Below are 14,805 nucleotides of genomic sequence, written 5' to 3'. Positions count from 1 at the left end.
TCGCCGAGGCGCAAACCGATCCCGTAGTTCTCCTCCGAGAACGGCTTGCCGATGATCGTGAACGCTCCGGGGGACTGCGCCCCGAAGCCGGCGAGGATCACCTCGTCGGTGCTGACGGCGTCGATGGCGCCGTTGCGCAGCGCCTCCACACAGGCCGAGTAGGTGTCGTACTGCTGCAACTGCACGCCCGGGTACTTGTCCTTGATGCGTTGGGCGGGAGTCGATCCCGATACCGAACACAGCCGCTTGCCGCCTGCCAGCGACTCCGGGCCGGTGATGTCGGTGGTATCGGCGCGCACCATCAAGCTCTGACCCGTCCGCAGATACGGGCCGGCGAAGGTCACCTTGTTCTTGCGGCTGTCGGTGATCGAGTACGTCGCCACGATGTAGTCGACCTGGCCGTTCTGAATCAGCGTCTCCCGCTGCGACGACGGTGATTCCTTCCAGTCGATCTTGTCGGGGGAGTACCCAAGCTTTCCGGCGACGTAGGTTGCGACGTCGACATCGAAGCCCGCCATCGAGCCATCCGGCTTCTTGACCGCCAGGCCGGGCTGATCGAACTTGGTGCCGATGGTGATCTTCTTCTCCGCGCCGCCGCAACCGGCCAGGGTCAGCAGTCCCAAGCCCAGCAGGGCGATCAGGAGCGCGCGCCGCAGACGAGACCGCATCGCCACTAGTGGCTCAGAATCTTGCCGAGGAAGTCCCGCGCCCGAGACGAGCGCGGGTTGGAGAAAAAGTCTTCGGGGGATGCGTCTTCGACGATGCTGCCGTCGGCCATGAACACCACCCGGTTGGCGGCACGCCGGGCGAACCCCATCTCGTGGGTCACCACCACCATCGTCATTCCCTCGCCGGCCAGCGAGGTCATCACCGCGAGTACCTCATTGACCATCTCCGGATCCAGCGCACTGGTCGGCTCGTCGAAGAGCATCACCTTGGGCTGCATCGCCAGCGATCGGGCGATCGCCACCCGCTGCTGCTGACCACCGGACAGCTGCGCCGGGTACTTGTCGGCCTGGCTGGCCACCCCGACCCGCTCCAGCAGCGACATCGCCCGCTCCCGGGCCTGTGCTGCGGGAACTTTGCGGACCTTGAGCGGGGCCAGCATCACGTTGTCGAGGATGGTTTTGTGGGCGAACAGATTGAACGACTGGAACACCATCCCCACGTCGGAGCGCAATTGCGCCAGCTTGCGTCCCTCCGCTGGCAGCACCTCGCCGTCGATGGCGATCGTCCCGGAGTCGATGGTCTCCAGTCGGTTGATAGTGCGACACAGCGTGGACTTGCCCGAGCCGGAGGGGCCGAGCACCACGACCACCTGGCCGCGGTCGACGTCGAGGTTGATGTCGTTGAGCACGTGCAGGGCCCCGAAGTGCTTGTTGACGCCCTTCATCGCGATCATCGGGACCGCCCCAGCCTCAGCCATGTGTGGACCATACCCAGGTTTGGGTGCTCCAGCGCGGGGAAGGCGATCCGCCGCCCGACCCGGTGGCAGCACCTCCGTACCATGTGGGACGTGACATCGGTGCTGCACCAGGGCCGCGACGCGGACGACACGGACCAGTCGTCCGGTCGCACGTATCAGGTGCGCACCTACGGCTGTCAGATGAACGTGCACGACTCCGAGCGGCTGGCCGGGTTGCTGGAGACGGCCGGATACCGCCGGGCGGCCGAGGGCAGCGACGCCGACGTGGTGGTGTTCAACACCTGCGCGGTGCGGGAGAACGCCGACAACAAGTTGTACGGCAACCTCAGCCACCTGGCTCCACGCAAACAGGCCGACCCGGACATGCAGATCGCCGTGGGCGGATGCCTGGCTCAGAAGGACCGCGACACCGTACTGTCCCGGGCGCCGTACGTGGACGTGGTGTTCGGCACCCACAACATCGGCTCGTTGCCGGTCCTGCTGGAGCGGGCGCGGCATAACCGCACCGCCCAAGTCGAGATCGCCGAGGCGCTGCGGGAGTTCCCGTCGGCGCTGCCCGCCGCACGTGACTCCGCCTATGCCGCATGGGTTTCCATCTCGGTGGGGTGCAATAACACCTGCACTTTCTGCATTGTCCCGTCGCTGCGCGGCAAGGAACTCGACCGGCCGGCTGCCGACATCCTGGCTGAGGTGCAATCGCTGGTAGACCAGGGCGTCCTGGAAGTGACCCTGCTGGGCCAGAACGTCAACGCCTACGGGGTGTCGTTCGCTGCCGACGAGCGCTCGGTTGAGTCGCCGATAACCCGGTCGGACACCCCCCGGGATCGGGGCGCCTTCGCGGCCCTGCTGCGTGCCTGCGGCGACATCGAAGGTCTGGAGCGGGTCCGGTTCACCTCCCCGCACCCCGCCGAATTCACCGACGACGTCATCGAGGCCATGGCGCACACACCCAATGTCTGCCCGACCCTGCACATGCCACTGCAGTCGGGGTCCGACCGGGTGCTGCGGGCCATGCGCCGCTCGTACCGGGCCGAGAAATACCTCGGCATCCTCGATCGGGTCCGCGCGGCCATGCCGCACGCGGCGATCACCACCGACATCATCGTCGGTTTCCCCGGCGAAACCGAAGACGACTTCGCCGAGACCCTGGAGGTCGTCCGCCAGGCGCGGTTCTCGGCCGCGTTCACCTTCCAGTACTCCCGGCGGCCCGGCACCCCGGCCGCCGAACTGGACGGCCAGCTTCCCAAAAGCGTTGTCCAGGAGCGCTATCAGCGCCTGATCGACCTCCAGGAAAGCATCTCGCTGGAAGAGAACGCGGCGCTGGTCGGCAGCACCGTCGAGGTCCTGGTCGCCGCGGGGGAGGGCCGCAAAGACGCCGCCACCGCCCGGATGAGCGGGCGCGCCCGTGACGGGCGGTTGGTGCACTTCGCCGCCGGGGCAGCCGACGTGCGCCCGGGTGACGTCGTCACCACCGTCATCACCGGCGCGGCGCCGCATCACCTGATCGCCGATTCCGGCTTGAATTCACACCGGCGCACCCGCGCCGGCGATGCTCACGCCGCCGGCCGCCGGCCGCGCACTGTCGGGCTCGGCGTGCCTTCCATCGGCGTGCCGCCGACTCCACCCACCACGACAGGATGTGCACGCTGATGGCCGATGAATTCGAGGCCTACAAGGCCGACCTGGAGGCAGCCGAGCGCCGGGTGGCAGGTGAGATCGATCCCGGCGCTAGGGCTTTGGTGGTCGCGATCCTGGTGTTCGTGCTGATCTTGTCCTTCATCCTGCCGCACACCGGAGGAGCCCGGGGTGTCGATGTCCTGGTAGGCGATGACAAGGCGATCAGCGTGGGCATTGCGCTGCCGTCGCGGTTGTTCAGCTGGTTCGCGCTGGTTTTCGGGGTCGGCTTCTCGATGCTGGCGCTGACCACCCGGCGGTGGACGCTGGCCTGGATCGCGCTCGCCGGAACCGCGGTGTCCATCCCCCTGGGAATGCTGTCGGTGTGGTCGCGCCAGACGGCGTCGGAAGGTCAACCCGGCCCCGGCATCGGGCTCATCCTCGGCTGGATCACCGTGATACTGCTGACCTTCCACTGGGCTCGGGTGGTATGGACCCGGACCTCGATCCAGTTGGCCGCCGAGGCGCAGCGCCGGCAGGAAGCCGCTGAACGCGAATCCACCTCGCTGCTGGACGGGCTCGATCCGCCCGACAAGCGCGGACCCCACCCCGACGAGCGGTAACCGCCGGCGCCGCTATCGCTTTTTCGCGACGGCCTGCGCCGCGGCTGTCGCCCACTCCCGCCACTGGGCGGCGCTGGCGCGGGCTTCCGCGGCCTCTGTGTCGCGGCCGGCGGCCGCCGCCTTCTCGGCTTGTCGCTCGAACTGCTCGGCGCGCGTGCGGAACTGCTCGGCCCGCGCCAGCGCCTCCGGGTCCACCCGTCCCGCGTCGGCGGCGTCGCGGATCTTCTTCTCCACCGCCCGGAGCCGCCGCTCCAGTTCCGGTGCGGTGTCGCGGGGCGCCTTGCCGATCGCTTCCCACTTGTCGGCGATCGCACGCAACGCGGCCTGGGCCGCTTTGGCATTGGATGTGTCGATCTTCTCGGCCTCGGCGAGCAGTTTCTCCTTGGCCTCGCCGTTGGCCTGGAACTCGGCGTCGCGTTCGGCATTGACCGCGTTACGGGCGGCGAAGAACTTGTCCTGGGCCGCTTTGAACCGGTTCCACAGCGCGTCGTCGACGTCCTTGGATGCCCGTCCGGCCGACTTCCAGTCGTTCAGCAGATCGCGGAATGCCGCAGCTGTCGCCGCCCAGTCCGTCGAGCCGGACAACTCCTCGGCCCGCGCGCACAACCGCTCCTTGGCTTCCCGGGCGCCCGCGCGCTCCTTGTCCATTTCGGAGAAATGGGCTCCTCGCCGCCGGTTGAACCCGTCCCGGGCGGCGGAGTAGCGCTTCCACAGGGCGTCGTCGGTCTTGCGGTCCAGGCCGGTGATCGCGCGCCACTCATCGAGGATCGCGCGCATCCGGTCACCGGCGGTCTTCCACTGCGTGGAGTTGGCGGCCAGGTCCTCGGCCTCAACCGCCAGCGCCTCTTTGCGGGCGGTCTGCTCGGCGCGGTGCTCGTCGCGGCGGGCGCGCTCGGCCTGGGCGGTCTCGTCGGCGTGGTCGGCGATCTCCGCCAGCCTGGCCGCCAGGGCGTCGACGTCGCCCAAAACGTGGGCACTGGACAGCGATTCGGCTAACGCGGCGGCCGCCTGCTTGACCTTGCGGGCATCGGCGGTCCCGGAGGCCAGCCGGGTTTCCATCAGGGTCACTTCGGTGGCGAGATCATCGAATCGCCGGCCGAAGTGCTCGAAGGCGGAGTCCGGCTCGCCGGCCTGCCAGGAGCCGATGACCCGTTCGCCCGACGAGGTGATCAGATAGACGGTGCCATCCTCGTCGACCCGGCCGAACCGACGGGGATCGTTGCGGGACACCACCGGCCTGGGAGCCGCCGACTGGGTCGGATGCGGCCGCGGAACCGGACCGGGCCTTGGAATCGGGCCGGGAATCGGGCCGGGAATCGGGCCGGGAATCGGGCCGGGAATCGGGCCGGGAACCGGACCGGGAATCGGGCCGGGAACCGGTCCGGGGGTCGGCCGGGGCGACTCGCCGGTCTGCGAATCATCGATCGTCATGGACTCACCTGCCCTCTGCGCGGTCTTCCCGCGCCCCTGCCGCGCGAAGCGGCGCCATTGCCTGTGGCCGTTCGCTCGCGGGCGGCCACTTCGGTATTGAACCAGGTCGGCGAGAGGCGTGGGCGCGGGATCGATGGCAGGCTGGCGGCGACACCGGAGAGGAGTGGTCGATGGCCAAGGCCGATATAGCGGCCCTGCTGGCATTGGGTGCCGCGTTCTTCATCGCGATCGGCGACGTGATTCACCAGCGCTCTGCCCAGGGGGTGACCGACGAACCGGTCGGTCATCTGGAGTTGTTCACCAGGTTGCTGCGCGACCGGCAGTGGTGGCTGGGCAGCCTGGTGGCAGCGCTGGGATTCGGGTTGCAGGCCGCCGCGCTGGGGCTGGGTTCGGTGCTGCTCGTGCAGGCGCTGCTGGTGACCTCGCTGCTGTTCGCCCTGCCGATCAATGCCCGTAGCACCGGCCGGCCGGTCACCTCCGCGCAGTGGGTGTGGGCTGCGGTGCTGGCGGCGGCGGTGGCGCTGGTCGTGATCGTCGGCAACCCGACTCCGGGGCATTCCCGCGGCGCGGTCGAGGTCTGGACGGTGGTGATCGCCGTCCTGGGACCTGGGCTGCTGCTCTGTGTGGTCGGTGCCCACAAGCTGGCCGGTCGTCCGGCGGCCGCCGTGCTGCTGGGAGTGGTGTCGGGGGCGCTGTGGGGGGTGTTCGCGGTGCTCACCAAAGGAGTCGTCGACCGCTTCGGACACGGCGTCTGGGCGGTGCTGAGCGCCCCGGAGCTGTACGTCTGGGTCGCGGTCGCCATCGCCGCCACCGCGTGGCAGCAGTCGGCGTTCCGAGCCGGATCGCTGGCCGCCTCGCTGCCCACCATGACGATCGCCGAGCCGGTGGTCGCCTCGGTGCTCGGTGTCATGGTGCTCGGCGAGACGCTCCGACCGGGCGACCGGGGCTTGGTGCTGCTGATCGCCGCCGTCGTCGCCATGATCGTCGCCACCGTCGCCCTGGCCCGCAGCGAGGCCGCGCCCGGAACACCGACCGGTGCTGCCCTGACGGCTCGGGGTGGCGGCTAGCGTTGGTGCCGTGTCGGCCGCCATCCGTCCGCTTGCGATCATCGGTCCCACCGGGACCGGCAAATCCGAGTTGGCGCTGCAGGTCGCCGAGAAACTGAGCGGCGAGACCCGCGGCGAGATCGGCGCCGAGATCGGCGCCGAGATCGGCGCCGAGATCGTCAATGCCGACGCCATGCAGCAGTACCGCGGCATGGACATCGGCACCGCCAAGCTCCCGCCGGCGGACCGGCGCGGCGTCCCGCATCACCAGCTCGACGTCCTCGACGTCACCGAGATCGCCACCGTCGCGCGCTACCAGCAGGCCGCCGCCGCCGCCGTGCAGGCCATCGCCGGTCGCGGCGCCGTGCCCATCATCGTCGGCGGGTCGATGATGTACGTCCAGGCGCTGCTGGACGACTGGGCCTTCCCAGCCACCGATCCGGCCGTGCGGGCCCGCTGGGAGGACCGCCTCGCCGAAGTGGGGACAGCCGCCCTGCACCGGGAGTTGGCCGGCCGCGACCCCGAAGCGGCCGGCTCCATCCTGGCCACCGACGGCCGTCGGATCGTGCGTGCCCTGGAGGTCGTCGAACTGACCGGACGGCCGTTCGCCGCGTCCGCGCCGACCATCGGTGCGCCCCGCTGGGACACCGCTATCGTCGGATTGGATTGGGATACAGCGACTCTCGATCGTCGGCTCGCTGACCGCACCGATCAGATGTTCGACGCCGGACTGGTCGACGAGGTTCAGAACCTGCTGGCGCGCGGTCTGCGCGACGGCGTCACCGCGGCCCGCGCGCTGGGTTACGCCCAGGTGATCGACGCGCTCGACTCCGGTGGGGGAGACGCTGCTATCGCCGGGGCGCGGGAAGCGACGTTCACCGGGACCCGCCGCTATGTGCGCCGGCAGCGTTCGTGGTTCCGGCGCGATCACCGGATCCGCTGGCTCGACGGTGCCTCGTCGGGCCTCGGTGACGCCGTGGTGGCGCACTGGCGGCACGTATCCTCAAGCCCGTGATGTTCGCCAAGGGGCACGGCACCGAGAACGACTTCGTGGTGCTGCCTGACCTCGGCGGACAGTTGAACCTGAACCCGGCGGTGGTCAGCGCGCTGTGCGACCGGCAGCGCGGACTGGGCGCCGACGGTGTGCTGCGGGTGATCACCGCCGCCGCAGCGGTGGACGGCGGCATCCTGGCCCGCCTGCCCGACGGCGTCGACGGCGACGACTGGTTCATGGACTACCGCAACGCCGACGGCTCGGTGGCGCAGATGTGCGGCAACGGCGTCCGGGTGTTCACGCACTATCTGCGTTCCAGCGGGCTGGAGCACCGCGCCGAGTTCGTCGTGGGTTCGCTGGCCGGGCCGCGGCCGGTCGTCGTCCATGAGGTCGACGACTACCGCGCCGACGTGACCGTCGAGATGGGCAAGGTCAACCTGCTCGGCGCCGGCACCGCCACCGTCGGCGGGCGGCGACTCACCGGCCTGGGCGTCGACGTCGGCAATCCGCACCTGGCCTGCCTGGTCGTCGATCTGACCGACCAGGCGTTGTCCGCCCTGGACGTCGGCGCACCGGTGGAGTTCGACCGCGCCCAGTTCCCCGAAGGAGTCAACGTCGAAGTGCTCACCCCGGTACGGGATGGGGCCGTGCGGATGCGGGTACATGAACGGGGTGTCGGAGAGACTCGGTCGTGCGGAACCGGAACGGTGGCCGCCGCCGTCGCAGCGCTGGAACACGACGGTGCGAGGACCGGAACGGTGCTGGTCAGGGTGCCCGGTGGCGAGGTCGTCGTCGAGATCGCCGAGACCACCAGTTACCTGCGCGGACCGTCGATCCTGGTGGCCCGCGGTGAACTCTCCGACGACTGGTGGGCGGCGCAGGCACGTTAATCGGATGCGCGGCGTTGTCCCGGCGTGACACCATCGGGTATCCGCCTATGACAGACACCGACCGCACCCCGCCCGGAGCCGAGCCGAGCCTGGGCGAACTGGCCCTCGAAGATCGCGCCGCGCTGCGCCGGGTGGCCGGGCTGTCCACCGAACTCGCCGACGTCTCCGAGGTCGAATATCGGCAACTGCGGCTGGAACGAGTCGTCCTGGTCGGGGTGTGGACCGACGGCAGCGCCGCCGACGCCGACGCCAGCCTCGCCGAACTCGCCGCGCTGGCCGAGACCGCAGGATCGGAGGTCCTCGAGGGCATCATTCAGCGTCGCGACAAGCCCGATCCGGCCACCTACATCGGCTCCGGCAAGGCCGTCGAGTTGCGTCAGATCGTCATCGCCACCGGTGCCGACACCGTGATCTGCGACGGCGAACTGAGCCCCGCCCAACTCAACGCACTGGAGAAGGTGGTCAAGGTCAAGGTCATCGACCGGACCGCGCTGATCCTGGACATCTTCGCTCAGCACGCCAGCAGCCGGGAGGGCAAGGCTCAGGTGGAGTTGGCCCAGATGCAGTACATGCTGCCGCGACTGCGTGGCTGGGGTGAGTCGATGTCCCGGCAGGCCGGCGGCCGGGCCGGCGGCAGCGGCGGCGGTGTGGGCACTCGCGGCCCCGGTGAGACCAAGATCGAGACCGACCGCCGACGTATCCGCGAGCGGATGTCCAAGCTGCGCCGCGAGATCAAGGAGATGAAGCAGGTTCGCGACACCCAGCGCAGCCGCCGGCGCAGCAGCGATGTGCCCTCCGTAGCCATCGTCGGCTACACCAATGCGGGCAAATCGAGCTTGCTCAATGCGTTGACCGGGGCCGGCGTGCTGGTGGAGAACGCCTTGTTCGCCACCCTGGAACCGACCACCCGGCGCGGTGAGTTCGACGACGGTCGTCCACTGGTGTTCACCGACACCGTCGGCTTCGTCCGCCACCTGCCGACCCAGTTGGTGGAGGCGTTCCGGTCGACGCTCGAAGAGGTGCTCGACGCCGATCTGCTCATGCACGTCGTCGACGGTTCCGATGTCAATCCGCTGGCTCAGATCGAGGCGGTGCGCCAGGTGATCGGTGAGGTGCAGGCCGACCACCACGCCCCGCCGGCGCCAGAACTGCTGGTAGTCAACAAGATTGACGCAGCATCAGATGTGATGCTCGCGCAGTTGCGGCGAGCGCTTCCCGGTGCGGTGTTCGTATCCGCCCGAACCGGCGACGGTCTGGACCGGTTGCGCAGCCGGTTGGGTGAATTGGTGGAGCCCCGGGAAGTCGCGGTCGACGTGACCATCCCGTACTCGCGCGGCGATCTCGTTGCGCGGGTGCACGACGAGGGCCGGGTGGACGCCACCGAACACACCGCGGACGGCACCCGGGTCAAGGCGCGCGTCCCGGCGGCACTGGCCGCCGCGATGGTGCCGTACCTCACCAACTAGGAGATTAGCCACCAACCATCCGGTTGGTTATCCTCGGTGACAGTTCTTCCACCACGTCTCCGGAAGGTCACGCCATGGGCAAAGCCGTGAAGTACACCCGCACTCTGTTCGAGCCGGAGCACGACATGTTCCGCGAGTCCTACCGGGCGTTTCTCAACAAGCACGTGGCGCCCTACCACGACCAGTGGGAGAAGGACAAGATCGTCGACCGCGGGGTGTGGCTGGAGGCCGGCAAGCAGGGCTTCCTGGGCATGGCCGTGCCGGAGGAGTACGGCGGCGGCGGCAACGGTGACTTCCGCTACAACACCATCGTGACCGAGGAAACCGTCGCCGGGCGCTACAGCGGACTGGGTTTCTCGCTGCACAACGACGTCATCGCCCCCTACCTGCTGCACCAGGCCAACGACGAGCAGAAGGCGCGGTGGCTGCCGCAGTTCTGCACCGCTGTCGCCATGACCGAGCCTGGAACCGGCAGCGACCTGCAGGGCATCAAGACCCGGGCGGTCAAGGAAGGCGACCACTACATCCTCAACGGATCCAAGACCTTCATCACCAACGGCATCAACGCCGACCTGGTGATCGTGGTGGCCCAGACCAACCCGGAGAAGGGCGCTCAGGGATTCTCGCTGCTCGGCGTCGAGCGCGGCATGCCGGGCTTCGAGCGCGGCCGTCACCTCGACAAGATCGGCCTCGACGCGCAGGACACCGCCGAACTGTCCTTCGTCGACGTCAAGGTGCCGGTCGAGAACCTGATCGGCGAGGAGGGCATGGGCTTCATCTACCTCATGCAGAACCTGCCGCAGGAACGCCTCTCCATCGCCATCATGGCCGCCGCGGCGATGGAGGCCGTCCTGGACGAGACCATCGAATACGTTACGCAGCGTAAGGCTTTCGGCAAACCGATCGGGTCATTCCAGAACAGCCGGTTCCTGCTCGCCGAATTGGCAACCGAGACCACCGCGGTGCGGATCATGGTCGACGAATTCATCCGTCTGTTGATGGAGGACAAACTCACCGCCGATCAGGCCGCGATGGCCAAGTGGTGGACCACCGAGGCCCAGGTCAAGCTCGTCGATCGCTGCGTGCAACTGCACGGTGGATACGGCTACATGCGCGAATACAACGTCGCGCGGGCCTTCCTCGACGCCCGGGTGCAGACCATCTACGGCGGAACCACCGAGATCATGAAAGAGATTATCGGCCGCAGCCTCGGGGTCTAATTAGGCAACAGACTTTCGGTCGAATCTCATTTACATACGGTTTCAATCTCGATTCGTGATGCGATTGGGCAAATCTCAGCGTGTCGTGACATCCTTCTTTTCCGAACGCATGCGACCGTTAGATCTCACGTTTTTGCAGTGAAACGGGCATGTGGTCCGAATCGGAAGGACAAGCCATGGCGCGGGTTGGAAGTCGGCTGAGCCGAACGGTGAGGCGGCTCACGCTCGGCGTGGCCGCAACGGCCGCGGCAGCTGCGCTGGTCGTGCCATCGGCCGTGGCAAGCCCGGAAAGCGATGCCACTGACGCGATCAATCAGGCGTGGGAAGCGGCTGGTGGATCAGGTTCGGCGGTCGGCGGCAAGGACGGCGACGTTTTTGAGGTCGGCGACGGCTATGGCCAGAAGTTCAGCGACGGCAAGATTTTCTTCACCCCGATCACCGGCGCCCACTTGGTCTACGGCGCCGTCCTGGACAAGTACGAGTCCCTCGGTGGGCCTGGCGACAGTGACCTCGGCTTCCCGAATATCGACACAGTTCCCGGGCTGGTCGGGCCCAAAAGCCGGGTGAACACCTTCGGCGCCAGCGACAAGCCGGCAATCTTCTGGACTCCCGACACCGGTGCCTGGTCTGTCCGCGGGGCGCTCAACGCCGCCTGGGACCAACTAGGCGGATCGGCCGGAACGCTCGGCGTGCCGATCGAGGACGAGCGCTACGACGGCGACGTGGTCAGCCAGAAGTTCACCGGGGGCCAGCTGTCATGGAACCGCGCCACCAACACCTTCACTTCCGACCCGCCGGGTCTGGCCGACAGCCTCGCAGGTCTGGAGGTCCCGCTGGACGCGACCACCATGATCAACCTGGCTTGGCGGGCCAGCGGCGGTCTCGGCGGTCCGCTGGGGGGCCGGCAGGGAGAGCAGGCGAAGATCGGTGACAACGCCGCGGCACAGGGCTATGCCAGCGGCAAGATCTTCTATTCTCCGCAAACCGGCGCCCACGCCGTGACCGGCGCGATCCTGTCGAAGTACGAGTCACTCGGCGGCCCCACCGGCGATCTGGGTTACCCCGTCGGACCGGAAGCCGACGGCGGCGTGCCCAACAGCCGGGTGAGCACCTTCAGCGCTCCCGACAAGCCTTCGATTTTCTGGACACCGGACACCGGGGCGATCGTGGTTCGCGGTCCGATCAACGCGGCGTGGGCCAAGTTGGGCGCAGCCACCGGCGCTCTCGGTGTGCCTACCGGCGAACAGACCGCTAAGGGCGACAACATTACCCAGTCCTTCACCGGCGGTGAGTTGTCCTGGAACAAGGCGACCAAGGAATTCAGCTCCGACCCGTCGGAACTTGCATCGCAGCTGTCCGGTCTGGAAATGCCTGATGCGGTAGCCCAGACACCGGCTGCTCCGGCCTCCGGCGGTAGCTCGGAGGAGGGCGGCTGGCACTGGTGGTGGCTGGCCATCCTGCTTCCGCTGCTGGGTCTGCTCGGCGTGCTGGCCGCGGTGGCCCAGCGCAAGAGCCGCACCGGCCGCGAGGACGTGGTGATCGCTCGCCGGGACTACCTGGCGACCGGCAACACCCCGGTGAGCGAGCCTCGCTACGACGAGGTCGACCGGGACCTGGGTTACTGGTCGTCGGAGCGGTCGGTCGACGAGCCTATTTCGGAGATGGCGTTCGACTCCGACGAAGACGCGATCGACACCGCACCGACCCGCATTCCCACCGAAGCCGAGGTTTACGAGCCTCAGGCCTATGAACCCCAGGCATACGAACCCCACGCCTATGAGCCGGCTGAGGTCTACGAGCCCGCTCCGGTTTCCGACGATGTCGGCGAGTTGTTCGGCGGCCCGAGTGCCGGCTCTTCTGCCGGCCGACATTCAGCAAGCGCGCTGGGAGCGTCGCCGGCCGCGTGGCGGTTGGAACTGGACGAGATGATGGGCCGATCCCGCCATCGGCACGCGGTGGACGAACCGTGGACCGAGGAACTGCACGCGGTGGTCGAAGACGGCGAACACGTCGAGCACATCGACTACAGCTCCAGCTACACAGCTGAGCCTGCCGCGTCGGACGACGACTCCTGGCGTCCGGCGATCCACCTGCCGCTTGCTGATCCGTTCCAGGCGCCGGAGGGCTATTGGATCAAGGGCAGCACTCACTCGGGCCTCTACTACACGCCGGACTCGGTGCTGTATGAGAACACCCTGCCCGAGATGTGGTTCGCCAGTGAGGAATTGGCGCAGGCCAACGGCTTCGTGAAGGCGCCCGAGTAAATCCACGGTCGGTCTACCCGTGGTCAGATCTTCCTGATCACGGTGACGACCTTGCCCAGAATCACCGCATCATTGCCCGGGATCGGGTCGAAGGCGGGGTTGTGCGGCATCAGCCACACCTGGCCCGCTGACCGCTTGAAGGTCTTGACGGTGGCCTCACCGTCGATCATCGCCGCGACGATGTCGCCGTTGTCGGCGACGTTCTGCTGACGGATCACAACCCAGTCGCCGTCGCAGATAGCGGCATCCACCATCGACTCACCCACGACCTTGAGCAGGAACAACGAACCTTCGCCGACCAGTTCGCGGGGGAGCGGGAAGACATCCTCGACTGCCTGCTCGGCAAGGATCGGCCCACCGGCGGCGATTCGGCCGAGAACCGGCACGAACGTAGGTTCGGGAAGTGCGTCGGAACCCGCCACCTCCGTCGCCACCGGTGCGGCGCCGACGTCGACACCGCGGACGTCGACCGCGCGGGGCCGATTCGGATCGCGCCGCAGATAGCCCTTCTTCTCCAGCGTTCGCAACTGGTGAGCTACTGACGACGTCGATGTCAGGCCTACGGCGTCGCCGATTTCGCGGATGCTGGGCGGGTAGCCGCGGCTGGTGACCGAGGCCCTGATGACCTCCAGAATCGTCCGCTGTCGCTCGGTGAGTCCGGACGCTCCCTGACGACCTGGTGTCTGCGTGCTTTCGCTCATGGGTGCGAATGTAACCGGCTGGGCTGACAAGATCAAACATGTGTTCGACCGTGTCGCTCTTGCCGACCGGGAGCTGACCGAAAGCCGACCGGAAGCCGACCGAAATGTGTCAGTGCCCTGTCCTATCGTCAGACACGCCCGCTCAGGTGTTCGAATTTCGAACAGATGAGCGAGTAATCTTTCGAACGCTAGAGCGAACGGCCATGGAAGGAACGGACATGACAGTCCTCGACGATCGACCGCAGGCGATGTGGGACGTACTGGGTGTACGCCCGGCTGAGATTCGTGGCCGCCATCCCGTTGTCGTCGGGTCGAACCGGCCCGCACCGGCTCGTCCGGCCGTGGCGCCGCTGAGCTACCGAGGCCACGGCGTGCCGATGTCGCGGACAGTGCACACCCGCCGGCCGGTCAGCACGGCGGTCAGTATTGCCCTGGCGGGAATGGCGGCCCTGATCACCCTCTGGCTCGGCGCGCTCGCGCAGTTCAGTGGTGACCGGTCAGCCACGCCGGTGGGAATGGCCGATCAGCTGGCCGTGGTTCAGGTGCAAGCTGGTGAGAACCTTCAGCAGATCGCCCGTCGCGTGGCTCCGGATAGCCCGGTGAGCCAGGTCGTTGAGCGGATTCGCGATCTCAACAAGCTCGATTCGGCATCGGTCGACGTCGGCCAGACGCTGATCGCCCCCATCGGCTGACGGTCGGTGCGGCGATGGCACTCGCGGCCGGCGCACGGGTAGGCTTTGTGCAGTCCTGTGCAGCTCAGGGTGGGAGAGAGGACGTGGTCATGCACTGTCCCTTCTGCCGCCACGCCGATTCGCGAGTGGTTGATTCCCGCGAGACCGACGAAGGTCAGGCCATCCGTCGTCGCCGGTCATGTCCGGAGTGCGGTCGGCGTTTCACCACGGTGGAAACCGCCGTGCTCGCCGTGGTCAAACGCAGCGGCGTCACCGAACCGTTCAGCCGGGAGAAGGTCGTCAGCGGTGTCCGGCGGGCATGCCAGGGCCGGCAGGTCGATGACGACGCGCTGAACCTGCTCGCCCAGCAAGTGGAGGACAGTATCCGCGCCGCCGGGTCTGCGGAGATCCCCAGCAACGAAGTGGGTTTGGCCATCCTTGGGCCACTGCGCGAGCTGG

The 14,805-nt window shown here is 67.8% G+C and carries 14 protein-coding genes; 10 read left to right on the top strand and 4 right to left on the bottom strand.

The window, feature by feature from the left end; translation table 11 throughout:
* Together ADBZ6I_RS09815 and ADBZ6I_RS09810 are read right to left on the bottom strand one after the other, a co-directional pair.
* A partial coding sequence (locus tag ADBZ6I_RS09815) for a glutamate ABC transporter substrate-binding protein (protein ID WP_526383260.1) occupies positions 1 to 668 on the bottom strand: 668 nt, incomplete at its 3' end.
* A 5-nt stretch (positions 669 to 673) separates the two neighbouring features.
* Entirely contained in the window at positions 674 to 1,402 is a 729-nt protein-coding gene (locus ADBZ6I_RS09810) for an amino acid ABC transporter ATP-binding protein (RefSeq protein ID WP_526383264.1), read from the bottom strand.
* 105 nt (positions 1,403 to 1,507) lie between these two features.
* Between ADBZ6I_RS09810 and miaB the strand changes: the two genes are divergently transcribed.
* Positions 1,508 to 3,076 (top strand): tRNA (N6-isopentenyl adenosine(37)-C2)-methylthiotransferase MiaB, encoded by a 1,569-nt coding sequence (miaB, locus tag ADBZ6I_RS09805; protein ID WP_526383258.1) that lies wholly within the window; start codon positions 1,508 to 1,510, stop codon positions 3,074 to 3,076.
* Complete coding sequence (locus tag ADBZ6I_RS09800) at positions 3,076 to 3,663, top strand: Rv2732c family membrane protein (RefSeq protein WP_526383256.1); 588 nt, start codon at positions 3,076 to 3,078, stop codon at positions 3,661 to 3,663. Before miaB ends, ADBZ6I_RS09800 begins: the two co-directional genes overlap by 1 nt.
* Positions 3,664 to 3,675: 12 nt before the next feature.
* On the opposite strand, the gene ADBZ6I_RS09795 is transcribed toward ADBZ6I_RS09800, so the two are convergent.
* Complete coding sequence (locus ADBZ6I_RS09795; protein WP_526383254.1) at positions 3,676 to 5,094, bottom strand: DUF349 domain-containing protein; 1,419 nt, start codon at positions 5,092 to 5,094, stop codon at positions 3,676 to 3,678.
* Between the two features lie 170 nt (positions 5,095 to 5,264).
* Here ADBZ6I_RS09795 and ADBZ6I_RS09790 point away from each other — a divergent pair, with 170 nt between their 5' ends.
* The 6 genes from ADBZ6I_RS09790 to ADBZ6I_RS09765 all read left to right on the top strand — a co-directional run bounded on the left by ADBZ6I_RS09790 (position 5,265) and on the right by ADBZ6I_RS09765 (position 12,974).
* Positions 5,265 to 6,161: a DMT family transporter gene (locus ADBZ6I_RS09790; RefSeq protein ID WP_526383252.1), complete on the top strand. Its 897-nt coding sequence runs from the start codon at positions 5,265 to 5,267 to the stop codon at positions 6,159 to 6,161.
* A 22-nt stretch (positions 6,162 to 6,183) separates the two neighbouring features.
* A complete protein-coding gene (miaA, locus tag ADBZ6I_RS09785; RefSeq protein WP_526383262.1) occupies positions 6,184 to 7,155 on the top strand; it encodes a tRNA (adenosine(37)-N6)-dimethylallyltransferase MiaA in 972 nt (323 codons plus the stop codon).
* A complete protein-coding gene (gene dapF, locus ADBZ6I_RS09780; RefSeq protein ID WP_526383250.1) occupies positions 7,152 to 8,024 on the top strand; it encodes a diaminopimelate epimerase in 873 nt (290 codons plus the stop codon). Before miaA ends, dapF begins: the two co-directional genes overlap by 4 nt.
* Before the next feature lie 47 nt (positions 8,025 to 8,071).
* On the top strand, positions 8,072 to 9,490 hold the full coding sequence (gene hflX / locus ADBZ6I_RS09775) for a GTPase HflX (RefSeq protein WP_526383248.1): 1,419 nt from the start codon (positions 8,072 to 8,074) through the stop codon (positions 9,488 to 9,490).
* 74 nt (positions 9,491 to 9,564) lie between these two features.
* Positions 9,565 to 10,710, top strand: a complete 1,146-nt coding sequence (locus ADBZ6I_RS09770; RefSeq protein WP_526383246.1) for an acyl-CoA dehydrogenase family protein — start codon at positions 9,565 to 9,567, stop codon at positions 10,708 to 10,710.
* 176 nt (positions 10,711 to 10,886) lie between these two features.
* Positions 10,887 to 12,974, top strand: a complete 2,088-nt coding sequence (locus ADBZ6I_RS09765) for an LGFP repeat-containing protein (RefSeq protein ID WP_526383244.1) — start codon at positions 10,887 to 10,889, stop codon at positions 12,972 to 12,974.
* A 23-nt stretch (positions 12,975 to 12,997) separates the two neighbouring features.
* On the opposite strand, the gene lexA is transcribed toward ADBZ6I_RS09765, so the two are convergent.
* Positions 12,998 to 13,675, bottom strand: coding sequence for a transcriptional repressor LexA (gene lexA / locus ADBZ6I_RS09760; protein WP_526383242.1), 678 nt, complete (start codon positions 13,673 to 13,675; stop codon positions 12,998 to 13,000).
* 440 nt (positions 13,676 to 14,115) lie between these two features.
* Here lexA and ADBZ6I_RS09755 point away from each other — a divergent pair, with 440 nt between their 5' ends.
* Entirely contained in the window at positions 14,116 to 14,367 is a 252-nt protein-coding gene (locus tag ADBZ6I_RS09755) for a LysM peptidoglycan-binding domain-containing protein (protein WP_526383240.1), read from the top strand.
* Between the two features lie 89 nt (positions 14,368 to 14,456).
* Positions 14,457 to 14,805 (top strand): NrdR family transcriptional regulator (locus ADBZ6I_RS09750; protein ID WP_526383238.1); only part of this gene is annotated, 349 nt, incomplete at its 3' end.

This window comes from Mycobacterium sp. (genome assembly GCF_044342925.1).
In the GTDB taxonomy this organism is placed as follows: Bacteria; Actinomycetota; Actinomycetes; order Mycobacteriales; family Mycobacteriaceae; genus Mycobacterium.
This window is presented reverse-complemented; position numbering and strand designations above follow the sequence as displayed.